The sequence below is a fragment of the Puniceicoccus vermicola genome, assembly GCF_014230055.1.
In the GTDB taxonomy this organism is placed as follows: Bacteria; Verrucomicrobiota; Verrucomicrobiia; order Opitutales; family Puniceicoccaceae; genus Puniceicoccus; species Puniceicoccus vermicola.
Genome location: NZ_JACHVA010000040.1, coordinates 145252 through 168814, shown reverse-complemented (window position 1 = coordinate 168814; position 23563 = coordinate 145252). Strand labels below are relative to the sequence as shown.

General features: G+C 55.6%; 19 protein-coding genes. 11 read left to right on the top strand and 8 right to left on the bottom strand.

The window, feature by feature from the left end; genetic code table 11:
- A partial coding sequence (locus H5P30_RS04255) for an ISL3 family transposase (RefSeq protein ID WP_185691362.1) occupies positions 1 to 828 on the top strand: 828 nt, incomplete at its 5' end.
- A 232-nt stretch (positions 829 to 1060) separates the two neighbouring features.
- Here H5P30_RS04255 and hisF read toward each other — a convergent pair.
- From hisF to H5P30_RS04235, 4 genes are all read right to left on the bottom strand, one after another.
- Positions 1061 to 1825 carry an imidazole glycerol phosphate synthase subunit HisF gene (gene hisF, locus H5P30_RS04250; RefSeq protein ID WP_185691717.1) on the bottom strand — a complete coding sequence of 255 codons (765 nt, stop codon included), beginning with the start codon at positions 1823 to 1825 and terminating at the stop codon, positions 1061 to 1063.
- Positions 1818 to 3581 (bottom strand): hypothetical protein, encoded by a 1764-nt coding sequence (locus tag H5P30_RS04245; protein ID WP_185691716.1) that lies wholly within the window; start codon positions 3579 to 3581, stop codon positions 1818 to 1820. The genes hisF and H5P30_RS04245 overlap by 8 nt, the downstream gene beginning before the upstream one ends.
- Before the next feature lie 126 nt (positions 3582 to 3707).
- Positions 3708 to 4838, bottom strand: a complete 1131-nt coding sequence (gene rho / locus H5P30_RS04240) for a transcription termination factor Rho (RefSeq protein WP_185691715.1) — start codon at positions 4836 to 4838, stop codon at positions 3708 to 3710.
- 415 nt (positions 4839 to 5253) lie between these two features.
- Positions 5254 to 5838 carry an LA_2272 family surface repeat-containing protein gene (locus H5P30_RS04235; protein ID WP_185691714.1) on the bottom strand — a complete coding sequence of 195 codons (585 nt, stop codon included), beginning with the start codon at positions 5836 to 5838 and terminating at the stop codon, positions 5254 to 5256.
- Positions 5839 to 6108: 270 nt separating this feature from the next.
- On the opposite strand from H5P30_RS04235, the gene H5P30_RS22405 reads away from it, so the two are divergent.
- The gene (locus H5P30_RS22405) at positions 6109 to 8274 is read left to right on the top strand and encodes an exonuclease domain-containing protein (protein WP_185691713.1); all 2166 of its coding nucleotides are present in this window, start codon (positions 6109 to 6111) and stop codon (positions 8272 to 8274) included.
- Positions 8275 to 8362: 88 nt separating this feature from the next.
- On the top strand, positions 8363 to 9001 hold the full coding sequence (locus tag H5P30_RS04225) for an RBBP9/YdeN family alpha/beta hydrolase (RefSeq protein ID WP_185691712.1): 639 nt from the start codon (positions 8363 to 8365) through the stop codon (positions 8999 to 9001).
- 96 nt (positions 9002 to 9097) lie between these two features.
- On the opposite strand, the gene H5P30_RS04220 is transcribed toward H5P30_RS04225, so the two are convergent.
- Positions 9098 to 11560 (bottom strand): beta-mannosidase, encoded by a 2463-nt coding sequence (locus tag H5P30_RS04220; RefSeq protein WP_185691711.1) that lies wholly within the window; start codon positions 11558 to 11560, stop codon positions 9098 to 9100.
- A gap of 98 nt (positions 11561 to 11658) precedes the next feature.
- On the opposite strand from H5P30_RS04220, the gene H5P30_RS04215 reads away from it, so the two are divergent.
- The gene (locus tag H5P30_RS04215) at positions 11659 to 12450 is read left to right on the top strand and encodes a helix-turn-helix domain-containing protein (RefSeq protein ID WP_185691710.1); all 792 of its coding nucleotides are present in this window, start codon (positions 11659 to 11661) and stop codon (positions 12448 to 12450) included.
- 218 nt (positions 12451 to 12668) lie between these two features.
- Here H5P30_RS04215 and H5P30_RS04210 read toward each other — a convergent pair whose 3' ends face one another.
- A complete protein-coding gene (locus H5P30_RS04210; protein ID WP_185691709.1) occupies positions 12669 to 13772 on the bottom strand; it encodes an NAD(P)/FAD-dependent oxidoreductase in 1104 nt (367 codons plus the stop codon).
- Entirely contained in the window at positions 13769 to 15322 is a 1554-nt protein-coding gene (gene murJ, locus H5P30_RS04205) for a murein biosynthesis integral membrane protein MurJ (protein ID WP_185691708.1), read from the bottom strand. Before murJ ends, H5P30_RS04210 begins: the two co-directional genes overlap by 4 nt.
- A 118-nt stretch (positions 15323 to 15440) precedes the next feature.
- Between murJ and H5P30_RS04200 the strand changes: the two genes are divergently transcribed.
- The 7 genes from H5P30_RS04200 (at position 15441) to H5P30_RS04170 (ending at position 22571) form a co-directional block, all read left to right on the top strand.
- Positions 15441 to 16484 (top strand): phosphate acyltransferase, encoded by a 1044-nt coding sequence (locus H5P30_RS04200; protein WP_185691707.1) that lies wholly within the window; start codon positions 15441 to 15443, stop codon positions 16482 to 16484.
- Positions 16481 to 17716: a phosphotransacetylase family protein gene (locus tag H5P30_RS04195; protein WP_246459305.1), complete on the top strand. Its 1236-nt coding sequence runs from the start codon at positions 16481 to 16483 to the stop codon at positions 17714 to 17716. Before H5P30_RS04200 ends, H5P30_RS04195 begins: the two co-directional genes overlap by 4 nt.
- Positions 17717 to 17750: 34 nt before the next feature.
- Positions 17751 to 18956, top strand: a complete 1206-nt coding sequence (locus H5P30_RS04190) for a hypothetical protein (protein ID WP_185691706.1) — start codon at positions 17751 to 17753, stop codon at positions 18954 to 18956.
- A 7-nt stretch (positions 18957 to 18963) separates the two neighbouring features.
- Entirely contained in the window at positions 18964 to 19479 is a 516-nt protein-coding gene (locus H5P30_RS04185; RefSeq protein ID WP_185691705.1) for a YcxB family protein, read from the top strand.
- Positions 19480 to 19626: 147 nt separating this feature from the next.
- On the top strand, positions 19627 to 20103 hold the full coding sequence (locus H5P30_RS04180) for a peroxiredoxin (RefSeq protein ID WP_221774274.1): 477 nt from the start codon (positions 19627 to 19629) through the stop codon (positions 20101 to 20103).
- A gap of 33 nt (positions 20104 to 20136) precedes the next feature.
- The gene (locus tag H5P30_RS04175; RefSeq protein WP_185691703.1) at positions 20137 to 20829 is read left to right on the top strand and encodes a type 1 glutamine amidotransferase; all 693 of its coding nucleotides are present in this window, start codon (positions 20137 to 20139) and stop codon (positions 20827 to 20829) included.
- Positions 20830 to 20960: 131 nt separating this feature from the next.
- The gene (locus H5P30_RS04170) at positions 20961 to 22571 is read left to right on the top strand and encodes a hypothetical protein (protein WP_185691702.1); all 1611 of its coding nucleotides are present in this window, start codon (positions 20961 to 20963) and stop codon (positions 22569 to 22571) included.
- A 73-nt stretch (positions 22572 to 22644) separates the two neighbouring features.
- On the opposite strand, the gene H5P30_RS04165 is transcribed toward H5P30_RS04170, so the two are convergent.
- Complete coding sequence (locus H5P30_RS04165) at positions 22645 to 23520, bottom strand: septum formation inhibitor Maf (RefSeq protein ID WP_185691701.1); 876 nt, start codon at positions 23518 to 23520, stop codon at positions 22645 to 22647.
- Positions 23521 to 23563: the final 43 nt, after the last annotated feature.

Sequence of the window (23563 nt, the reverse complement as noted above, 5' to 3'; positions counted from 1 at the left end):
TTGCCTTGGCACACCGTCAAACGCATTGACAAAGCTAGGTTGGTTCGGGAGTTGCCTGAAGTCGATTACGGTTCGCTCAGAACTCTGGTCATGGATGAGTTCGCATTGCACAAGGGGCACCGCTACGCCTCCGTCGTAGCCGATGCGGACACTCGGCAAGTGCTTTGGATCGGTGAAGGGCGCAGTCGCGAATCCATACGCCCCTTCTTTGAATCACTGGGCGAACACTGCGATCAAATCGAAGCGGTCGCGATGGATCAGAACAGCGCCTTTGACCTGGAGGTGAAGATGCACTGCCCGAATGCGGAAGTCGTCTACGACCTTTTTCATGTCGTTGCCAAATACGGCCGTGAAGTCATCGACCGAGTCCGCGTGGATCAGGCCAATGAACTAAGGCAGAACAAGTCGGCTCGCAGAGCGGTCAAACGTAGCCGATGGTTACTTCTAAAGAACAAGGACAACCTCAATGAAGAAGAACTTGTCAGGCTCGAAGAGCTGATGAATGCCAACCAATCCTTGGCTCAAGTCTACGTCCTGAAAGAACAGCTCAAAGAACTATGGCGAAGCTCAAGCATCTGGGGCGCCTTCAAACGCTGGCGCACATGGTGGAGGATGTGCCGTGAGTCCAAAATCAAACCCCTGCTCGCCTTCGCTGATAAACTCAGACCCTACCTCCGTGGAATCATAGCCTCAGCCAAATACCCACTCAACACCAGCGTGCTCGAGGGCATGAACAACAAGATCAAGGTCATCAAAAGAACCGCTTATGGCTTCAGGGATACGGAATACTTCTTCCTCAAGATTAAGCATGCTTTCCCCGGGAAATGACGATGAACCGAAAAAAAGGGGGAGGAAGAATTTGAGCCGTGGCACTAAGAAAGAAGCTACTCCTTCCCAGTGCGAGTTCAAGTGCAACACGACGGATCTCGTCGATTAATCCCGGGCACGTTTCCGGTAGTGGGCGGAGAGGCAGGATCCTTTTGCTGAAGCTGAACGGTACGATGGGGACACCAACGTTTTGTCTGTGACCTTCCTTTGTGGAAGATCGGTGCTGCTCGTCTTAGATTTCGCGAACGGGAATCCCACGCTCGCGAAGAAAAGCTTTTGCTTCTGGAATCGAGTAGGTGCCGAAGTGGAAAATGGAGGCGGCGAGGACCGCGCTGGCCTTGCCTTGGTCAAGGACGTCGGCGAGGTGATCGAGCTTGCCGGCTCCGCCGGAGGCGATGACCGGGACTTCGACCGCTTCACTGACGGCTCGGGTGAGCTCGATGTCGTATCCGTTTTTCATTCCGTCCTGGTCCATGCTGGTCAGGAGGATTTCTCCGGCGCCCAGGGAGACGGCTTTCTTGGCCCATTCCACGGCGTCGAGTTCGGTGGGTTTGCGCCCGCCGTGCGTGTAGACGCGCCAGCGGTTTTCTCCCGGCTCTTTCTTGGCGTCGATGGCCAAGACGATGCACTGGTTGCCGAAGCGTTTCGAAGATTTGAGGATGAGCTCTGGGTCGAGGATGGCAGCCGTATTCAGGCTGACCTTGTCGGCACCGGCCTTCAGCATGGTGCGGATGTTTTCGACGGTTCTCAACCCTCCGCCCACGGTAAGGGGCATGAAGCATTCGGACGCGGTCCGCTCGACGACATGAAGCATGATCTCCCGCTCATCGCTGGAAGCGGTAATGTCGAGAAAGACGAGTTCGTCGGCCCCTTGGGCCTCATAAGCCTTTGCGGATTCGACGGGATCTCCCGCGTCGCGGAGTTCTTCGAACTTCACCCCCTTGACCACGCGGCCGGCGGCAACGTCGAGACAGGGGATGATCCGGACACTAAGCATCGGCCAGCGTCAGGTCCGGGTCGAATTCGATCGCGAAGCGATAAATTTGGCCAGGACGGAGGACGAGGGGATGGTTGCGAGCGATTGTCTGCAAGTAGAAGAGGGGACCCCAGTAGGTGCGGGAGTCGGCGTCGTTGGCGACGATCTCATTTTCCTGCCATTCGCCTTGGAAGTCGTCTTTGAGGACGTTCGGGCGGAGGCCTTCTTCACCGAGCTTCAGAGAGGTGCCGACGCGATGACGCGAGTGAGGCATTCCGACAGCCAGAACGTAACGCATGCTGTCGATCGTAGTCTGGGTCTTTACCTCAAAGGAGAACTCACTGGAGATCTTGGTTCCGTTGAACTCCCAGCGCACTTTGCAGGAGCCGAGGTTCGGGATGATCTTTTCCTCGACCGTGATGAGGTCGGGTTGCTCGTAAGAGAAGAAGAGGGAATTGCGGCGGCCAATACCGGTCACGCAGCTCTTGCCGTAGTAGCAGGGGACGACCCGTTGCCCGCCGAAGTTGAGTTCGGGGACCATGACTGGCAGGTAGCGTCCGCAGGGCCAGTCGAAGATCCCGGGGCTGTGCGGGAATGCCAGCGAGTCGGAGTTGGCTCGGCCACGGTTGCCGACGAGCGGGATCTGGAAGTGTAGGCCGGAGGCGGCGTCGCTGTAGCTGAAGAGGCCGTTTTCGCGGCGTCCCCGCTGGTAAAGGGTGAACTTGCCACCGGACTTTGCAGGGGCTGGACGGGCGTCTCCCAGGTTGCCACCGATCGCACGGGCGAGTCGGGACCACTGGCTGAGGTAGCGGGCGGCGTCGAAATTCGCCATGCGGCTGGTGTGCCGGGAAATGGTCGAACGCTCTTCGTCACGAATGACGAGGAAGCCCTGCTCCTGATCCACGTAGGTTTGGAAGAAGAATTGGAAGAGGCGGCGAAGGACGTCGAGATAGACGGGCTTCTTCTCCGGAGCGATCCAGTCGTCACGAAGAGCCTGAAGAATGATGCTGATGCAGTGCATCTGGCCGTAGGCGCCGATGTTCTCACCGTAGGCCCAGCCGAGTCCATCTTGGCGGACGAGGTCGGGCATCATCTTAACATATTTCTCCGCATGGGTGCGCAGGCTGGGAAGCTTGCGGTCGCGGAGATGCAAGTTGGCGTGCAACTGCAGGGATTGGCGGATCATCACGAATGCGAGGATGCCGTAAATGTCGAAAGTGCCTCCGATGCCTTCGCCGCCAGCGTCGTCGAAGAATCCACTGGAGCTGTTACTCTTGATCTGCTCGAGGAAGCGCTCGATGAGCTTGCCGGTTTCGTCCTTCTTGGTGAGGCCGAAGCTGAAGCGGGTCACGGCCTTGGCAATGTTGCAGGCCTGACGGTGATCCGAGAACTCGGAACGCATGAGCATCTGGCGATCGAGGGCCTCACGGGTCTCGTCGACCAAGCGTGACCAGACGGCGTTGCGGTCCTTGGCGGGGCCAAAGGACAGGAGGCCGAGGCCGGCGTAAGCCAGTCCATTCTCGTTGCGTTCTTCGTCGAAGACCTGAGCGGTCACCGTGCGGGCAGCGAGGTCGACCAGGTCGAATTCCTCCAGCTGGGTTTCCCCGGTTGCGCGGTAGTATTCTCCGATCGCGAGCGCTGCGTGGCCCGGTTCATTGGCGACAGAAGCTTCTGCGTCCAGTGGGGAGAGGGTTCCGTCCTCGTTGATAGCCCCTAGGTTATTCCAGAGGATTGATTTTGCCAGTTCTTGGCACTGTTCGGCAAATGGATGTTCCATTCGGTCTTCGGTCTGCGTTGGTCTCGGTGTAAAAGAAGGTTTTCGGAGGGACGAAAGCCTTCCTTCATGGGCTTTCTCCGTTCGGATGGCAACCCCGAATCCTACGGGATTGCCGGAAAAGCTCGTTTAAAGATTTAACAAGCGTAAAAATTCTTGGTTTGTATCGGTTCTGCCCATCCGGGAGAGGACGGTCTCCGCCGCGTCTTCGGGTTTGAGGCTGGCGATGGCTCTCCGGAAAAACTGAGTTTTTTCCAAGACATCCGGAGCGAGAAGAAGTTCCTCGCGGCGGGTGCCGGAGGCGTTGACGTTGATGGCGGGCCACATGCGCAGTTCGGCGACCTTGCGATCGAGAACCATCTCCATGTTACCGGTGCCTTTGAATTCCTGGAAGATGAGATCATCCATTTTGCTGCCGGTTTGGATGAGAGCCGAAGCGACAATCGTCAGGCTTCCAGCTTCTTCCGTTTTCCGGGCAGCGGAAAAGAGTTGGCGGGGTTTTTCGAGGGCGCGGATGTCCAGCCCCCCCGTCATGGTCCGGCCACCTCCGCCTTTGCCTGAATTGTAGGCGCGGGAGATGCGGGTCAGCGAATCGACGAGAAGGACGACGTCCTTGCCCACTTCCACCAGACGCTTGGCCCGGTCGATTGCGAGCTCGGCGACGCGCAGGTGGTTGAAGATTTCCTCATCGTTCGAGGAGGCGTAGAGTTCCGCTTCGACGGTGCGGCGGAAGTCGGTGACCTCCTCAGGACGTTCATCACAGAGAAGAACCATGAGGTGGCACTCGGGATGATTCTCTTGAACGCCAGCGGCAATATCCTTGAGCAAAGTGGTTTTCCCGGTGCGGGGAGGGGCGACAATGAGGCCGCGCTGTCCTTTCCCAATGGGGCAAAAAAGGTCCATGATCCGGGTGGTCATCCGGCCATCCTTAGACTCGAGGGCGATTTTCTCGTCCGGAGTTACGGTGGTCAGCTGGGTGAAAGCGAATCGGTTCCGCCGGTCGTCCATCGTATCGCCGTCAATGGCGTCGATAAAGCGGACTTTCGGGTTCGGGAAACGGCCGTCGTGGATCGCCTTGGCTTTGATGTGGCTCCCTTGCTTCAGCTTGAAGCGGCGGATGAGTTCTTTGGGAACGAAAGGGTCGTCTGGGCGTTGGCGGCCGTTGTAGGCCGGCTGCAACAGTTGGCCCGTCTTGTTTTTGAGGATTTCGAGGACTCCCTCTACTTCAACCTCGTTGGAGTTAGCTTTGGATTCGGACATCCGGTGAATTTATTCGATCAGTGGGTTCGGCGTTTTCGAGTGCCGGTTCGGGATTCGTTGAGCACAAATCCAATTGCGGGGACGTTTCGGAGGGAGACTAGAAGGATGGAATGATCCAAGTTCTCGTTTCGCGATGTCGCCGAAAACCAGTAATCAGTCCGAAAGGCGGGAAGGGTGTCAACGCCGAAATGTTAAACCCTGCTACCGGGACCCCCGTAGAGATGTCATCGAAGAGATCCGTAATCGGGGCGTGCTCGTCTTCAAAATGTCTCCGGTTCTGGTCCGACGGTGAAACGTGCAGAAAGGGGCTGCTCTCAATGGATTGACGATGTGACGGGAAAGTTGCCAGAAGGGGCATAAAAAACCGCCGCCCGAGAAGGGCGACGGTTGGGAAAGTATTTGGCTTCGCCTGAGCTTAGAAGGAAGCGTTGACGAACGGGAAGAAGTAGAGCGGATCTGCTTCGACGTTGATGTTCGCCAGGCCGATTTGAACCCCGTAGAGTTTTTCGGAGTAGTTCACCAAGCCCAACTGGAGGCCTCGCATGTCACCGGCTTTATTGAAGAGACCCGTTTGGAGACCTGCAACTTTTGCGTCGGCGAGGGTGATCGCGCCAGCTTGCCATCCGTAGAAGTCGTCACCCTGAAGGTTAATGAGGCCGCCTTTCAGACCGCGGAACTCACCCTTGGTGTGGGTGTAGATCCCGGTTTGCCAACCGGACATGTCACCTTCGACGACACTGCCGATGAAGTTCAATTGGACACCTTTGACGTCGCCGGTGTTGTAACCAAGACCGAAAAGGCCGAGGTCCAGACCGGTGAGGTCATCGTTCTTCGCGTAGAAGATGTTCAAGCGAACTCCTTTCACGCTGTCGGTGGCGTCTCCAAGTTGGATTGGCGACCAAACGGAAAGTTCGATTGCGCGAGTTGGTCCTTCTTGGGCTTGGGCGTTCATGCCGAAGGCCGTGAGAATTGTTGCGAGTGCAAGTAGGGATTTTTTCATCGAGGGTAAAATATCGAATCATTTGACGCTTTGTCTATGGAAATTTACGAATTTATCTTAACAGGATTTTAGCCAACCTCTTTTTATGCAGGAAGTTGGAGAGCAGCGTGCAGGTTTTTCTAAGATTTTGAGGATGCTTCATTTTGGGCGCAAGAGGCTAGCAGCGGGGCTTTTCGGCTTATTTTGTCCGGCGTTTTTGGGAGTCATATCGATCGCTTCGAGTATCGAATTTGAGTTGCGGGAACAGTGAACTTATGAGCACTTAAAGGAGTGGCTTTTCCGAAACTCCAGCCGTTCTACTACCGGGATCATTTTCTCGAGATGCTTGCATTTCTTGAGATGCATTGTTCTCCGCTCATGGAGGAGGAGCATCGGGCCTTTATTCGTGAGTTCCGTTCGATGGAGGGGCGGACTCAGGCGGTTCTTGTGCGGATGGTTAACCGAAAGGGGGAGTTTTTCCGGATTCGTTCGCTGAATTATGAGGAGATCGGCGATCCGTCAGAGGCTTTGCGGGACCTGATGGAGCGCGGTTGGGCCCGGCCCGTCTTTAAGAGGGATCTGCCGGAATTGCTGCACCGACTGACGAAGGAAGAGTTGGTGGGAATGATGGACTCGGTGGGTCTCCCTCTGCGGGGGAGACGTTCCAAGGCGAAGGCCCAGTTGGTTGATATTTGTCTGAACGAGGGTGAGGTTGAATCGCTTTATTCGGCTTGCGCTCCCGAGGAATGGGTGGCTCTGGTGCGTCCGGAGTGCACGGGGTTTTTGCTTTTTCTCTACTTTGGGTTTCAGGCTGAAGATCTGACCGTGTTCACGATGCGGGATTTGGGAATTCTGAAGAAGTCGACAGGGGCCTTGCGGATCGAGCCGGCGTTCCCCGATTTGGAATCGGCGAGGAATGGATATTTTTACGCACGGCTGAGAGATCGGATGAAGCAGGGGCAGCGCTCGGTTTGGCTGCAGATGGTAAGCGAAGTATCTCATTGGCCGCGGCGCGAGAGTGGGGAGGACGAATTGCTGTTTGACCGGGCGGTGACGAGGCTGGGTCGCTCACTGGAATCTGTTGGGGAAGTCGACGCGGCGCTCGTGGTCTACGGGCGAACCGACTCGTACCCTGCGATCGAAAGGCTTTGCCGGTTGCAGTATTCGGCAGGGGAGACAGAGACGGTGCGGATGCGTTTGGAGCGGGTCATCGCAGATCCACCTTGCGATGAGGCCCAGATCTTTGCGGAAGATTTCTACGCACGGAAGTTTGGATGCCGGCGAGTCGGAGCTTTGACCTCGCTTCTTCGCGAGGCTCCGGTGATCGAAATTGACGAGTCGTTTCGAGGGCAGGTTGAGTCGGGTGTGGCCGAGTATTTTACCTCCCGTGACATGCCTGCGTATTGGACAGAGAACGGATTCTGGCGCGGCCTCTTTGGGGTAGTGTTTCGGGAGGAGTTGTTCGGCCCCGAGGGAGCTGGGGTGCCCAATGAGTTTGTGCGGGTGCCGATCTGTCTGCGGGATGGCAGTTTTTATCCCCGTTTTGAAGAGGCAATCGAGAGAAAGCTCGCAACTCTGGAGGCGGGACAGTTTTCAATGGGCCCCGGCAGTGAGGAAAGGGAAGATTCTTTGGGGTCCGAGACTTCTTTCAAAGGATGGGGCGGCCATGAAAAGGTCCGGGAGTTTTTGCGGAAAGCTCCGGGGGAAGCCGTTGCCGCGATCCTTCGGAGGATGGCCCGCGATTTCCAAGCCCACTCCAGTGGTTTTCCGGATCTTCTCGTCTTTGAATCCGACGGGGTAAAGGCCGTAGAGGTGAAGGCGGAGGGCGATTCGATTCGCCGCAATCAGCTCGCACAGTTTCGTCGTCTTCAAGAGGTCGGTTTTCCGGTGGAAGTCGTGCGGGTGCGTTGGTGTGTCGATCCCGATCAAGTTTATACGGTGGTCGATGTGGAAACGACAGGGGGATCGCCGGGGCGGCACCGATTGACGGAAGTGGCTGCCGTTAAGGTGCGCCGCGGGCAGGTCGTGGACCGCTTCCAAACATTGCTCAATCCCGAACGCTCGATTCCCCGGTACATCAGTGAGCTGACGGGTATCACCGATGAGATGGTGCGTGACGCCCCGACCTTTACTGAATCCGTTGAGGATCTCGCCGCCTTTTTGGGAGAGGGTGTTTTCGTCGCCCATAACGCCAAGTTCGACTACGGATTCTTGCGAGCGGAGTTTGCGCGATGTGGTCGGGAGTTTAAGCGTCCGGTTCTCTGTACGGTGGTGGAGTCGAGACGAGTTTTTCCCGGACTGCCCTCCTATGGGCTGAAGAATCTCTCCCGGCATTTTTCGATTCCCCTCGAGCAGCACCACCGGGCGCTGGCGGATGCGGAAGCGGCGGCTGCGATTCTGATCAAGATTCAAGAAAAGCGGAGGGAGGCAGCGCGGAAGAAGGACGAGGGTTCGTGATCTCTGAAATCCCGTGGATCGTTTGACGAGGGCGATGTTTCGAGTTTTTTGAGCGTCCGCGTTCGACGTATTTTACCTATTTTGTCTCATGAAAAGATTTATTGCCGCTTTGATTGTCTCTCTGATTCCGATTTTTGCCGTGGGTGAGGCTCGGGCTCAGACGGGAAAAGAGCTATTCATTGTTCCGGGTTATGCCGCGACTCCTTCCGATCACTGGTTTCCGTGGTTGGATGCTTATTTCAAAGAGAAGGTCTCGGAGGTTTCGATTGTTGAAATGCCGAGTCCGAATTCTCCGGATGTTGAAGAGTGGGTCGGTGCGCTGGATGAGGTCATCGGTATTCCCGATGAGAACACTTTCTTCGTGGCGCACAGTCTTGGATGCATTACCCTCCTTCACTATCTCGAATCATTACCGGAGGACACGAGAATCGGAGGTCTTGTTCTCGTCTCTGGATTTGATGCCTCGCTTCCCATTCTTCCGGAACTCGATCCATTTGTACAGCAACCCGTCGATTTTTCCCGGATCAAAAAAATGACTTCAAAGATCATTTTGATCACCGCGAGAGATGATTCGATTGTTCCCTATGAGCTAACGGAAAACCTCGGGAAGTCTTTGGGCGGAGAAGTGATCGTCGTCGACCAAGGAGGCCATTTTCTGGGAAGTGATGGTTTTACCTCCTTTCCCCTGGTAGCCGCGACTCTAGAACGAATCCTGGCCGAGGAATAATAGGAATCACACTTGGATGTAGGAGCCTGGGGCTCTGGGCACCCCCAGTCGCCTCTGTTGCAGCGGAGGCGACTGGAAGTCAGTCGTCTGGAAAGTTCAATACGAGTCGATGAGCGAGTAGACGTCCACAAGCTTCCGTGCTTCCACGACGGTAATTTTGTCCGGAAAGGTTGCCCGAATCGTGTGTGGAACATTCGGATACAGGTCGATGAAGTTCTCACTGTAGTGGGCCCCTCTTTCCGGGAAGTCCACTTGGACGCCGAGGTGGAGGGTCTTTGATTGCAGGGTGATCTCGATCTCGTTCGCTCCAATCTTTTGGCAGTCGACCTGAATGGGGTCGCGGCGGAGGCCGAGGAAGCGTTGGGCGGAGAAGAGAGCTGTGCGGGAAGTTGGCTCGCCCTTTTTAGGAGCCAGATCGACGCGGAGGAAGATCTCCTCTTGACCGTAGGCTTCAATCTCCTTCGAGAAGTCGAGGGTTTCCTGGAGAACGGATTGTCCGTATTGCAGTTTTACCTTTTTCGACCCCTTGCGGATCGTTTTTCCGTCAAGGGTCTGGAGTGCCCAGGAGATCTTGCCGGAATCATCCTCAGGGCTGTCGTAGACCGTGTGGATTTCGGCGCCGTGCATGGTGTTGATGCGGGTGTTGTTGGCACCGAGGGACTCTTCTCCGAGGATCTTGACGCTCAGTAGCGCCGGAGCGAAGAATCGCTGGGCTTCGAAGTGAACTGCCTTCCATTTGCCCGTATACTCCAAGCTGCTCCAAGAGGCGACGGGCCAGCAGTCATTGAGCTGCCAGTATAGAGCTCCCATTGTGCGGGGCATGCAGCGGCGGAAGTGTTCGATCCCCACTTTCATGCAATGCGCTTGGTTGAGCTGGGAAAGGTAGCTCAGGGCGCGGTAGTCCTTGGGGAACCGGAAAAGGCGAAGGACGTAATCGAGGATGATCAGATTCCCGGCGCCGTTCTTCTGGTGGATTTCCATGACTGGACCGAAGGGATTCATGTCCTCCGGGTTGCAGTAGGTGCGGGCGACCTCGGGAGAGCTGTAGGACTGCATCCCAAACTCGGAACAGAAGCGGAAGAACTTGGTCTCGTAAGTGTTAACGGGTTTGCGCGCGTGCCAGACATCCCAGAAATGGGAGTCTCCCGCCGACTCATTGTTGTGGCCTTTCTCGTAGCCTTCGGGGTTGTGTGGAGAGCACGGCCAATAGGTGGTGATGCCGTCCAGCCGCTCGACGATCTCCGGAATGACATCGTAGAAAACCTTCTCGTAGGCCTTTTTGCGGGCCTTGGTTTCGAGGATCTTCTCGGAGAGCTGCTCGAGCTCGTTGTTTCCACACCAGAGAGCGAGGCAGGTGCGGTAAGAAAGGCGTTTTACCTGCTGCTCCGCTTCAGCCTTTACGTTTTTGACAAAAGCGCGGTCGGCGGGATAGAGGCAGCAGGCGAACATGAAGTCCTGCCACACCAAAAGACCTTTTTCGTCGCAGAGATCGTAGAAATCCTCGGACTCGTAGATGCCTCCGCCCCAGACGCGGATCATGTTCATGTGAACGGCGGTCGCATCGCTGAGGAGCTTGTCATACCAAGCCCGGTCGACTCGATGCGGAAAGGAGTCAGCCGGGATCCAGTTCGCACCTTTGGCGAAGATCGGACGTCCGTTGATGACGAACTGGAAGGACTCGCCAAACTCATCTTTGTGACGATCGAGAACGATGGTGCGGAGACCCACGCGTTTGCTCCACGTGTCGATGACCTCACCTTCCTTGTTCAGCAATTCAAGGGTTACGGTGTAGAGTGGTTGTTCTCCGTGCCCGTGAGGCCACCAGAGCTGGGGATTCTTGATGGTCGCCAGGTCGCCTTCGAAAGTGGAGACAGTCTCGTCGTCGAGTTCGATGGTTCCCCGGAGTTTGGCAGATTTGCCGCGGGTGAGATGCGGTGTGAACTTGAGGTCGACCGTTTTCTTGCCGTGGTGCTGGGCGATGTGGACGGATTCAATCCGGTTCTCGGACCAGGCTTCAAGTTGAATGGGGCGCCAAATGCCGGAGCTGGGATAGCGGGGACCCCAGTCCCAACCGAAGGAGCATTGTTCTTTGCGGATGAGGGAACGCCCGCCGACCGGCTCGCAGTTTTCGACCATCTTCCCCGGGTAGGGGCGACTGCGGATGTATTTCATTGGACTGGTGAAATGAATCTCCAGATGATTCGAGCCTGTCTGAAGGAGTTTTTTCACTTCGAATCGATGTCCGATAAACATGTTTTCGGTCGTGCCGACCTCGGTTCCGTTCAGGGTGATCGTGGCGACGGTGTCGAGACCCTCGGCGACGAGGTCGACATAGGTTTGCTCGAGAAGGGATTCGTCGAGGTCAAAATCTAGGCGATAGGTCCAGTCCTTCTCTTCCAGATGCTGCAGGTCGAGCTCGTTGCGGCCCCAGTAGGGATCGGGGATCAACTCGTGGCGGAGGAGGTCGGTGTGGACGCAACCGGGTACTTCGGCGGGGAGCCATTGCTTGTCTTTGGGGGAAAGGAACGTCCATTCGGAATTGAGAGATTGGGTCTTCATCGCGGTTCGTAGTTTCGAATTTATCTTGTTTGTAATTAAGTTTGATTATGAAAGTGGGGAATGCGACCGTTCAGGATATCGAAAATATCTGATCTGTTATGAAATTCTCCGCACGCCCTCCGGAAACGATCCACGAAGCGGCCCTCTATTTTCATCCGGGTCCTGACATTCCAGAGTTTACGAAAATCCCTTCTCACGAGGAACGCATTGAGCTAGTGCTCGGGGGGCGCGGCTGGGTGGACGATTCCGGGAAGCTCGTCGAGGTGAAAGCGGGCCAGTTGATTTGGCACATCCCGGGAGACGAGACGATTTGCCGAAGTGATCCGAGAGATCCTTATTCGTGTCTGAACGTTCGCTTCGGGATCGGGGAAAAGTGTCCTCCGCGGAGTCACGCCCATCTTTCTCATTGGGAGAGTCCCGAATCGGCTCGTCGGTTCGCCGAGCAGGTCGTCCGTTGGTATGTGGATGAATCGATTGATCGCGACGGGCTCATTCAGTGGATCTACGGGACCCTGTTGATTCAATCCCGCCGGAGGATCGGATTCGCGGAGCGGGAAAAGCTCTCGTCCAGAACCAGACAGGTGCTTGTGGAATTGGAAGGGGATGAAGCTTCGGGGAGATCTCTGGCCGAAATCGCTCGCAGTGTGGGATGGTCGGTTTCCCATCTACATGCGGTATTCAAAAAAGAGATCGGCACCACTCCTCACGAGATTGTTCAGGTCCAGCGCTTGCGCCGGGCAAAGGAATTGTTGGCGAGCACAGAGCTGTCGATCAAGGAAGTCGCGGGCCAATGCGGTTACAGCAATTCTGCAGCATTCTGTCATTCGTTTCGCCAGCGAACTCAAGAAACTCCGAAAGCCTGGCGTTTGCGTCATCGGGGGAGAGGGTGAGCCTTTGCGAACCCGTTTCTTGTGAGAGGATGAGAGCTTTGGACGCAAAAAGATCTATTCGAAGAGAGCTCTGTTGAGCCCCCCGTAAAGGGCCTTTTTGATTAAAACGATGAGGGGGGGCTTTGAATCTCTCCTTCTCCAGCTTTTACGTGCATCGAAAGATATCGCCCGGGTTTTCGATGGGATGCCGGTTGGTGCCTGAGGGCTGACGGTCGCGCCTACTGCGGGGAGAATCCGCGGCGAATCATGCGGGCTGGAGCGTAGGCTTTGTCGAGAGGAGCATTTTTGAGGAGATGGTCCGCGAGGTGTTGCGTGAGCTTGGGTGCGAAAAGAGCGCCTTTGGAGCCGAGCCCGTTGCAGATGTAGAGTTGCGATTGGTTGGGGTGGGGGCCGAGGTAGGGCACGCGGTCACGGCTGCAGGGTCGGATGCCAGCACGGTGGTCGAGGATCTCTGGATCCTGATCGAGGCCAAACATTTCGCGGCAGGCGCGAAGAAGTTCGTCGCGGCCTTCCTGGGTGCGGGCGGACTGGGGCGCTTTGGTCGGCGCCTCGACTCCTTCTTTCCGGGAAGGGCCACGGCGATAGGTGGAGCCGATGCGGAATTTCTTCTCCCCGAGGGGGATGACCCACTTGTGATGGTGGAGAATTTCGGAAAAATCAGGCAGGTGTGGCAAGTGAACCGTGAGAGTTTCGCCCTGAACGGGACGAAAGGGGAGCCAACGGAACTGGGGATTGGCGAGGACGCCGACTCCTTCGCAGCAGATGATGAAATCGGCCTTGATGTTGTTGAGGCTCAGTCCTGATGGAGACTCGGTAAATGTCTGCCAGTCGGCGTCGACGGGGCGGTAGCGTTCTCCGAGTTCTTTGCGGATGGCGGCGAGGATCGGAATCGGCTCGACGCGGCCAACATCGTGGATGGGGAAGCTTCCGAGCGGGTCGTCTTGAATTGCGCCCGGGACTCCGGGAGGGAGGCGCGAACCGAGGTAGGGTTGGTAGTGGGGGATCTCTTTCCGCTCCTCAAAGCGCTCAATCTCAAGGTCGTTGACGAAGTAGCGCCGGATCGTTGCCTCGAAAAAGTGATTTTCGCCCCCGGGAATTTCCCGGTAAAGGGTGCGGGCCGCGTCCCGGTAGAGGTTGAAATCCTCCATCAGGGTGAGTCGGCCGCCGGTCACGGGATTGAGGACTCCGGCGGAAACGTCTGAAGCAGGCGGGAGTCGATTTCCTCCCAGGACCAGAATGTCCTGGTCGCGCAGTCGCCAAGCGAGGAGGAGTCCGGCGAGGCCTCCGCCGACAATGAGGAATCGGGTGCGCTCGGAAATCATCGGGGTGACCGGGCTTTTTTGCGGCGGAGAATCGCTGGGAGAAAGTCACGCACCGGTCCAAAACGGAGAGCGAAGAGAACTCCGAAGTAAAGCGCTATGCTGGTCGGAATGATCCAAAGTAGGCGTAACAAGAGGATTGTCTTGCTGGCATCGGGAGAGGAGGCCGGAAGGAGGAGGAGATAGCCGAGAAGGAGGAGCGATGCGATGCCCACTTTCCAGAGTTCGACGGGCATCCAGCTCTCGCCGTCGTCGACGTTCTTGCGGAGGCGGTGCTGCAGGAGGCAGACCTGGACGATGGAGGCGAGGGTATTGGAAGCGGCTAGTCCATAGACGCCAAAGGGGATCATGAGGCCGATGCTGAAGATGAGGTTGGCGAGTAGGACCCAGCCTGCCACTCGCACCGGTGTTTTCATGTCCTGACGGGCTTGGTGGGCACGGGAGAGGAGGGTGGATTGGGCGTAAAAGGGGAGGCCGGTGGCAAAGATTGCGAGAACCGGTGCGGCGAGGGCGGCATCGCGGGGGTCGAAGAGTCCCCATGCGAAGACGGCGCGGAAGATGGTGTCGCCCAGGAGGGCTAGACCGACGAAGGCGGGGAGAGTGATGCTCGCTACCAAGGCCGAACCGTTTCGATAGGAGCGGCGGAGGCCCGGGGTGTCCCCTCCGGCGGCAAATCGGGAAAACTCCGGGAAGAGTACGGTGGCGGCGGCAATCCCGAAGATCCCCAGGGGCAGCTCGACCAGGCGGGCTGCCAAGTAGAGGAGAGCGACCGCGTCGTCGTTGAGGAAGAAGGCAAGGGTGCGGGAGACCAGAATATTGACCTGAAGAATCGCGGCTCCGGCGAGGGCGGGGAAGAAGAGCAACTGCAGTTTCCGGAGCGATTCGTCACTCGAGAGGTCAATAGCGGGGCGCCAACCTCTCCGGTAGAGGTCGATGGCCGGGAGGAGAAGCTGGACAAGTCCACCGACGAGTACTCCGCCGGAGAGCCATAGGGCTTTTTGAAAGGGAGTCTCTCCGAGCCAGAGCGCTGGGCCAGCGAGGGCGGCGATCATACAGACGTTGAGAAAGACCGGGGTTATGGCGGCGGTGAAAAAGCGCCCGAGGACCTGAAGGGCGCCGGCCAGGAGGGCGGCCAAGCAGATGGGGATGACGTAGGGGAATAGGAGAAGGCCGAGGCGGCTCGCTTCGCCGTAGCGGGTTTCGTCCAATTTTCCGCTGAGGAGGGGGATGGCTACCAGAGCTCCAAAGAGTAAAGTAATTGAAAAAAGAACGAGGAAGAGGCGGGTTAGCGTCCGGTTGAGAAGGCGAAAACCAGCTTCGTTGTCATTTTTCAGGTTCTCTTCGGTATAAATGGGGATGAGGGCAGAGCTGAGTGCTCCTTCCCCGAAGAGCCTGCGGAAAAGGTTAGGCAGGGTGAAAGCGAGGATAAAGGCCGAGTTGGTCGGGCTCAGACCCAATTGAGCATAGACGAAGACATCCCGGAAAAGCCCGAGAATGCGGGACCCCAGCGTGGAACTGGACACGGTAAGGATCGACTTGAGATTTTTTCGCATGACTTCGAGGGGGGATTTCGGCATCTTCCGTGCTGAAACTCAATACAAGGCTTTGGCTTATCCCGAATGGTTTTCCAACCAGTCGAGCGCGAAGCCCCCCGAAAAAAATCTTACAGTCATGCCACTCATCCAAAAATTAACCGAGAAACTGGCCCGCCACCCGAAGCGGATCGTGTTCCCTGAGGGAAGCGATCCCCGAATCATTCAGGCAGCGCGCCTCTTCGCCTCGCGTCAGCTCGGAGTGCCGATCTTGCTCGGTGACCGGGCCCTGATTAAGAGCAATGCCCGCCGGCTGGGGATTTCGCTCGATCATATCCGTTTGATCGAGCCGCAACGCAGCGATGAGTTTGAGAGTTTTGTCGAACGCTTTCAGGGGCTGCGTCGTTTCCGGGGCCTTTCCCAGAAAGAATGCCACGAGTATGTGGCCGAAACGAATTACTTCGCCACCATGATGCTGGCGACGATGCAGGCCGATGCGATTCTCTCCGGAGCCACTTCCTCGGCGTCGAGTGCGATCCGGCCATTGCTGAAGATTATTCCCAAGCAGGAAGGGGTGCAGACGATTTCCTCCCTCCAGATCCTGGATTTTGATGAGGATTCCCACCGCTCGGAATTGTTCCTTTCGGACTGCGCCGTGGTGCCGGATCCCAGTCCTGAGCAATTGACGGACATCGCCCTGACGGCGGCCCACTTGCGCACACACCTGACCAATGAGGTCGCTCGGGTTGCGATGCTCAGTTACACGACGAAGAACACCAATTCTCGGAATCCGTCGGTCCTCAAGGTCCGCTCGGCGACCGAGATGGCGCAAAAACGGGTTTTGGAGAACAAGTGGTCCTTCAAGATTGACGGGGATCTCCAGGTCGACGCGGCGCTGGATCCGGCGACGGCCGATACCAAGCAAGTCGGCGGAGATGTCGCCGGCCGGGCGAACGTTCTCATCTTCCCGGATTTGAATAGTGGTAACATCAGCTCGAAGATGATTCAGATTCTCGGCGGTGCCCATTGCTACGGTCACATCCTTAGCGGATTGAGCCGCCCGGCAGCGGAAATCAGCCGCGGAGCCAGTGCTCATGATATCTTCGGCACGGCGGTTCTCGTTTGTGCTCAGGCTATCGAGCGCAGTTTTCTCTATCCGATGGAAACGAAAGGGTCCGAATGAGCAGTAGTGCCTCCCAGAAATCTTCCGATGACGAAGCCCGCTACGATTCGGAAAACTCGATCTCGATCTTCTCTTCGGGGAATGAGCCACTGATCAGCGCGCCCAAGAACACGACGACGAAACGCATCTTTGTCGCCGCTACACGTCAGAACCAGGGGAAAACCACAACCTCTCTCGGACTGTTCGGTGGGATGAAAAAGTTTTCGCCTCACGTCGGCTACATCAAGCCGATCGGTCAGCGCTTCGTGCAGATCGAAGGGCAAAAGATCGACGAGGATTCGGTTCTTTTCGATTCGGTCTACGACTTGGACGTTCCGATCGGCGCGATCAGTCCGGTTGCAATCGACGGAAGGATGACCCGTTGGTATCTGGATAATCCTGGTCGCAAGTTGGAGCATTTGATCGACCTGATCTGCCGGGCCTTTGACCGGGCGGCTTTCAACAAGGATTACATTATCATCGAGGGGAGCGGTCACGCCGGAGTGGGATCAGTCTTTGACTTGTCCAATGCGGCCATCGCGAGGATCCTCGGCGCCAAGGCGATCATCGTCTCGGAGGGCGGAATTGGTTCTCCGGTCGATGAAATTGCGATGAATAAGGCGCTTTTCGATCAGTTTGGGGTCGAAGTCATTGGGGCGATTATCAACAAAGTGCTCCCGGAAAAGCTGGACTTGATCCGCGAATATGCGGGCAAGGGCTTGGAGCGTTTGGGGATCCCCCTTCTGGGTTGCCTCCCTCTGCGGAAGCGATTGCAGGCTCCAACCTTCTCTCAGGTGGTGAAAGAGATCAACGGGCGCTGGCTCAATGGTGCCGAGCATGGAATGACCGAGCGCATTCTCCGGGTCGTTATCGGTGCGATGACGGCGAAGGGCGTTGTGGACTACATTCAGCCGGGGGTCTTGATCATTACTCCTGGGGACCGTGAGGATGTTCTCTTTTCGGCGATTGCGAGCGCGAACATTTCCAAGAAGCAAGTCGTCTCGGGGATTATCCTGACTCGCAATATTCTGCCTCATCCCAAACTCATGGATCTGATCAGTATGACGGAAATTCCCGTCGTGATCTGTAGTGAAGAAAGCTATACGGTAGCTTCGAAGATCAATAACATGACGGTGAAGACTCAGCCCACCGACGAGGATAAGATTCCGATCATTCAGGAGATTGTCGCCGAGCATACGGATATGGAACGAATTCGGGACGCCTTTACCGAAGGGAAGCCGAATCGGAAATAGCGGTGTGTAGGCAGGAATCTTAGTCAGAGATTCAGTGAAGAAATCGAGAAGGCTGGCGACGATTCTTTTCGGGGCCCTCCTTTTGTGTAGTTGTGGAATGCCCTCGCTGCGAGGCGAGGAGAATTCTGGATCTACTGCGCAAAAGGCGAATTTTTCTGCGACCTCGAATCAATCCCAAGGGGAAGCGGAGGAGACCAATCGTTCTGAGGAAGCCACTCCGGAAAAGTCGGAGGCGGAGGGAGGGGCTGCGGATCCAGCATCCGTTCCCAGTCCTGTCATTAAGCAACAGTATGACTGGATTGATACAAGTCACTCGTGGGCTTACAACGAAACGCAGCGAGTCATCGAGTGGTTTGATGGCTTGTTCGTCAGCGAGGATGAGAATCCTATCAAGACTCCTCCGTCCCGTTTTCGACTCGGGCTTTTTACCGAGTTTGATATCGAAGCAGACCGAGATTTTAAACTGGTCCCCGTGATCGACTTTAAGACGGATATCGAGCTTCCGAATCTTGAGCGCCGCTTGAAGGTGTTCATTACGACGAGGGATCCGACGGCTCTCCCGGATGAGGACCCGACGGAGTCAAACAGTGAGCTGCGTTTTGGTGCGACTCGGGATTTTTTTAAAAACTGGAATACGTCTGCGGGGGTCAAAGCCCGTTGGCCTCCCGAAGCTTTTGCGAATGCAGAGTGGGTGCCGACTTACAAGTTGCCCAATTTGTGGCGGATCTATCCGAAATTGAAACCCTTTTGGGATAGCGAGCGGGGATTTGGAGCGCTGACCTCATTGGTGGCCAATCATTGGAAGGATCGCTGGTTGTTCCGTCCGACGATATCTTTGAAATGGGACGAGAAGGATTACCATGAAGATCAAGACAGCGCCAATGACCCGACTAGTTCGCAGTATGGCCAGGACGGCTTGGGCTATCGTTGGTCCGTTTCTACCGTAGTCGGATATGTCCCGCATTTGCTGAACGAGAATGATTATGGACGGCGGGTCGGAGGATCTGATGCCGCGGAGGGATGGGCCCTCCGGGGAAGAATCGATGGGAATATTTCCCAGACGCTCGGCTATGACCTGACTCTTTTTCGAAAAGGTCCTCTCTATAAAGACTATATCTTTTACGTCATCGCACCCGAAGTGCAGTGGGAGCAGACGAACGATTGGAAAGCCGAGTATACGATTCAGATTGGAGTCGAGGTGCTTCTCTGGGGGCAGGAAACGTATCGTGGAAGGAACTAGACTGAGTATGAGTGAGGTCGATCAAATTGAGCAGGAGCCTTCGTATGAGGTGCGGTATTCCCTGACTCCTCAACTTCAACGACAAGCGGCTCACGAGATGTTTTTCAATGTGATCCTTGGCAAGAAATGGATGGGGGTTGTCGGGTTTGCGGCCGCTTCGTTGGTCTGTCTGATGTTCTCCGATGTGATCCCATGGGTCTTTCCGGCAGTATTTCTCGGCCTGACGCTCTATCTGCTCTTCGTTTGGATCCGGGGATATTTCCTGCTGCGAAAGAAGTCGTTGGAGGCTCTGAAGTCTGTCGAGAGTACGGAAACTCTCCTGGTTCTCGAAGGGCACGGGCTGACGGTCTGGGTGGGGTCAGGAGCCCGCACGGCTGGGTGGTCGGATATGAGTGGGTTGGTCGAAACGAAAAACTTCTTTATGCCTCTGGAGAACAAGCTTCCAGTCGTTTGCATTCCCAAGAGGGCCATGGGCGAAGAGGCGAAAGACTTTTTGCTGACTCAGTGTGACGAAGAGGAGTAGGCGGGCGATCCGAACTTTAGAGGAGGAAGGTTCGTCTCCGAGCATGGGTCTCTTCCTCGCATCTCGCGAATTCGGGGCGGGGCGATTGTCTTTTTCTGATCTATGGGTTCGCTTTTCTCCATGGTCCGCACTATCATTATCCTCACTATGTTTGGTTTTTTATCATCTGATGCCTCGCCACTTGAAGTGGGAGCCGATGCTCCTGAACTCACCGTCACGAACAGTGCGGGAGAGTCCGTGGAACTTTCCGAAGTGTATGCTCAAGGTCCGGCCTTGGTTTACTTCTACCCGAAAGCGGACACTCCCGGGTGCACTGCCCAGGCTTGTAACTTGCGTGACTCGTTCGAGAAACTGGGTGAGGCGGGAATTCAGGTCATTGGGGCCAGCACGGACAATGTGAAGTCTCAGGCAGCCTTTAAGGAAAAGTATTCTCTTCCCTTTACGTTGGTTGCTGATCCGGATGGGGAACTCGTCGATGCTTTCGGAGTTCCGAAAAAGCTGGCTTCGCTCGCATCGCGCCAGTCCTTTTTGATCGTTGACGGCAAGATTGCCTGGAGAGATTTAAAAGCGACGCCGAAGACACAGTCCGAAGACGCTTTGGCCGCTTTGCAGTCCTCTCAGTAAGTTTGCCTGGGGGGAGTCCTTGATTCGAGGCTGATGAAGATTCATTGGTTTCAACATGTACCCTTTGAAGGGTTGGGCGCGATTCGTTCTTGGATTGAGGAGCGAGGTCACGAAGAGGAATGCGTTCGGTTATTTGCGGGAGATTCGCTTCCAGAGGCCGACGATGTCGAGTTTCTGGTGATCATGGGCGGACCGATGAGCGTCAACGATGAGGAGGGCTATCCTTGGTTGGTGGAGGAGAAGAAATTGGTTCGGCAACTGGTCGAAGCCGGTAAGCCTGTATTTGGCGTTTGTCTGGGGGCGCAGATGATTGCGTCCTCTCTGGGGGCCTCGATTTATGGAGGACCTGAGCTGGAAATTGGCTGGTTCCCGGTGCGGGCTGCGCCCGAGTCAACGGATGCATCCTTCTCTTTTCAGGAAGAAGCCACAGTCCTGCATTGGCACGGTGAGACTTTTGACCTGCCCGAGGGCGCGATTCGAATGGCGAGTTCACCGGTTTGTCCGAATCAGGCGTATCTGTTGAGAGAGCGAGTCATCGGAACCCAATTTCATTACGAGGGTTCTCCGGATGCAGTAGAAGGATTTTTGGAAAATTCTTACGAAGGTATTTCTTCTTTGAATACGTATGTTCAAACTCCAGAGGAGATTCGGGAAGGAGCCCGAAAATTTTCGAAGGCCAATCAAGTGCAGCTTTTTCGCATGCTCGATTTTCTGGTTCGCTCTTAAAACATAAATACACGGCTCTCGGAGTAAAGAGGCTGTTAAAATTCTGGTTTGTAGAAAACTCGTTACTGAGAGCTATGGGTTCTTGAGGATCTTATTGCTATGTGGCATTGGTGTTGCTGCATCTCTGTCTCATGAAAAATCAAGGATCCATGAAAATACTACAAACTTTTCTCTTCTCTATAACTCTTGCTTTCGGTGCTTCGCCTCTCGGGGCGAGTATGAGTCTTACCTTTGATACCAGTAATTTCTCGGACACCTCGGATCTTTGGGTAACTTTTGCGGGCGCTTCCTCGGATATGGTCTATGATTCCGGAGGGTCAAATGAATCGATCAATTTTAGTTCCGGTTCAATTGATATTGGGGGGACTAGTTACGGAACTTCGAAAGCTTACCGCTTGGATGATATCAATGCGAATGGGCTGACGGTCAACTCGACCACGTCGCTCATTGGGTACATTTCCTATGGCGGGAAGAGTGGTCTCTCCCAGCTAGCTCCGGGGACGCAGCCGAGTCCGTTCTCGACGACAACGAGTCGGTATTCCAATTTTGAGCTTAGCTATAATGGAACTGCCGGAGGAGCGGACTTAACGAATATCACGGCCTACGGTGGATCTCTGAAACTCGCGTTTCTCAATGGGGCTACCGAGCAGGGATACGTGGCGAACACATTGAATACCGGAGACATGTTCCGAGAGCTGGCCGCAGCCTTCGGGGGCGTCTCTTCAAGTGCGATTGTCACTGATGGAAACGGTAAATTCCTTCGGGCGATCGGTCCCAACAAATTTCCGGCATCCGTTTCGGGTTCAATGGCGCAGAATCCGTATCCGAGCTTCAATGGTTACTTGAAGAATCTTTATCAGAATTCCGGGAATGGAACGCAATTTCTCGGGACGAAGTTGACGAATCTGGCTCCAGATGCGGATCCCGGAGGTAATGGGGCGACGGGGACCAAGAGTACGTCCGGAGCCGATACGAATCGGGTTGCTCAAAGCACGGGCTTTAATCTGGATTATCATTTTCAGGCCAAAGTCGAACAAGTGGAAGGTGAGAGTGGCAGTGCTCCAGATGGAACCTATAAGGTGGTTTTCACTGGATATGTGAATGCTACGAATCAGTCGAATCCAAGCGAGACTTACAAATATGAGGGGCTTGAAATTGTGGTGAACGCCGACGAGCCAGGCGGAAGCGATCCGAATCTCTACATGACGAATTTTCTGTATCTGGAAACGATAGACGGGGCGGATGTGAGTGTATCCGCTTCCGGTTGGCAGGATCTCGTAACTGACTTTGGAGAAGGTTTCACTGAGGGAGGGCTGAAACTAAAGGTGGCCGGTGATTTTGCGCAAGCGATCCTCTCGGGGTTGGTGGGTAGTGACGTCGAGATCAACGGAAAGGTAATTGGAGAGATGTCGAGCTACGAGCTCTGGGAAAAGGCGGCCCTGTATGCCTATGGGCCTGCTCAGCCGGACGATGAATTTTACAGTCTCTGGGCGCAAGTGGTTGCCGAAAATTCAGAAGTTCAGATACCCGGTGGCGCTTTTTATGATCGCCTTGGCGTTTATGGTTCGCCGTATGACGACCGATTTGGCACCAATACGATTTCGCCGAATGGAGATACGACGGAAATGCGGATCACGCTTCTCCCTGACGGAAGCCTTAGTCTTGTTCCTGAGCCAGACAGTTGGGCGCTAGGGCTCGGGTTGTTTGCCGGGGTCTTTGTGCTCGTGCGTCGCCGGCGTTGATACCGCGGCGATGGGTTGGAATCCGCTCTTTTTGAGCCGGACTCCGGAAACGAGGTCCTTTCTCCCGAGAAGCTCAGGATCCGGGGATCCCGAGCTTCTCGCGGTAGGGTAGGTCCTCGTTTTGGTTGAGCTGCCAATAGTAGAGGCGCTCCGTATGGGTTGCTTTTCCGCGGCTGAACATCTTCCCTTGGACGGTCTCCTTCCACCCGAAAATGCGATGAGGATATTGAGTTTCGTAGGAGATCGTTAGGGTTCGGTCGAGAGAGGGATAGTAGAGAGTATAGCGGGAGGTCGCGCCGCTCTCGTTGGTGGAGATCGATCCGATCGCCGACATCGTTGAGGGCTGCAGATGAGCGAGTCGTTGATAAAATAATTCAGGGAGTGCTTGGAACTCGCCCGTGGGGAGTGTGTTTGGGGCGATTCGGATGCGCAGCCAGAGTTCGTCTTCTGTCCAGACATTGGGAAGGGTCACGTTCTGGTCGCCTTCGTTCTGGAAATAGGAGCGGAGCTCACTCTGAAGAGCATCGTCTCGTCGATTAATTTGCTGAAAGACCAATCCGCACCATTCGGTGGCGCTCATGGCGATCTTGAGTCCGGAGGGTTCGGGGCCCACGTCTTCCATCGTGTGAAAGGCAGAGGCCATCAGTCGATAGTCATAAATTCCCGTAGTGAAAGAGCGAATGCGGTTGAGTTTGAGGACTGGAATCGAGTCGAGATCTTCTCCGTATTCATGCTTCACCTGTTTCTCCGGGAGGAAAGGTTCGGTGACGAAGATGAGGACGCTGTGGCCAGTGCGAATTTCGCCGTAGCGACTTTGTGTTAGCTCGTAGCGAGTGATTTCGGCTTTATCGAACCAGTATTCCGAGGCGTTGTTGGCGCTCGTTGCGGGGAATGGATTTTGTGCGAGAGAGCTGGAGGCGATCAAAAGCGTGCAGAGGAGCGTTCTCATGGAGAGGCAAGGAAGTCAGATTCATGAGAATTGCGAGGTTTCG

Bases quoted from the DNA above. Each gene is read 5' to 3' on its own strand.
- H5P30_RS04225 (WP_185691712.1), top strand. From the start codon at position 8,363: ATGAAAAGATTTATTGCCGCTTTGATTGTCTCTCTGATTCCGATTTTT.
- hisF (WP_185691717.1), bottom strand. From the start codon at position 1,825: ATGCTTAGTGTCCGGATCATCCCCTGTCTCGACGTTGCCGCCGGCCGC.
- H5P30_RS04180 (WP_221774274.1), top strand. From the start codon at position 19,627: ATGTTTGGTTTTTTATCATCTGATGCCTCGCCACTTGAAGTGGGAGCC.
- H5P30_RS04210 (WP_185691709.1), bottom strand. From the start codon at position 13,772: ATGATTTCCGAGCGCACCCGATTCCTCATTGTCGGCGGAGGCCTCGCC.
- H5P30_RS04215 (WP_185691710.1), top strand. From the start codon at position 11,659: ATGAAATTCTCCGCACGCCCTCCGGAAACGATCCACGAAGCGGCCCTC.
- H5P30_RS04235 (WP_185691714.1), bottom strand. From the start codon at position 5,838: ATGAAAAAATCCCTACTTGCACTCGCAACAATTCTCACGGCCTTCGGC.
- rho (WP_185691715.1), bottom strand. From the start codon at position 4,838: ATGTCCGAATCCAAAGCTAACTCCAACGAGGTTGAAGTAGAGGGAGTC.
- H5P30_RS04245 (WP_185691716.1), bottom strand. From the start codon at position 3,581: ATGGAACATCCATTTGCCGAACAGTGCCAAGAACTGGCAAAATCAATC.
- H5P30_RS04220 (WP_185691711.1), bottom strand. From the start codon at position 11,560: ATGAAGACCCAATCTCTCAATTCCGAATGGACGTTCCTTTCCCCCAAA.
- H5P30_RS04200 (WP_185691707.1), top strand. From the start codon at position 15,441: ATGCCACTCATCCAAAAATTAACCGAGAAACTGGCCCGCCACCCGAAG.
- H5P30_RS04185 (WP_185691705.1), top strand. From the start codon at position 18,964: ATGAGTGAGGTCGATCAAATTGAGCAGGAGCCTTCGTATGAGGTGCGG.
- murJ (WP_185691708.1), bottom strand. From the start codon at position 15,322: ATGCGAAAAAATCTCAAGTCGATCCTTACCGTGTCCAGTTCCACGCTG.
- H5P30_RS04170 (WP_185691702.1), top strand. From the start codon at position 20,961: ATGAAAAATCAAGGATCCATGAAAATACTACAAACTTTTCTCTTCTCT.
- H5P30_RS04165 (WP_185691701.1), bottom strand. From the start codon at position 23,520: ATGAGAACGCTCCTCTGCACGCTTTTGATCGCCTCCAGCTCTCTCGCA.
- H5P30_RS04195 (WP_246459305.1), top strand. From the start codon at position 16,481: ATGAGCAGTAGTGCCTCCCAGAAATCTTCCGATGACGAAGCCCGCTAC.
- H5P30_RS04175 (WP_185691703.1), top strand. From the start codon at position 20,137: ATGAAGATTCATTGGTTTCAACATGTACCCTTTGAAGGGTTGGGCGCG.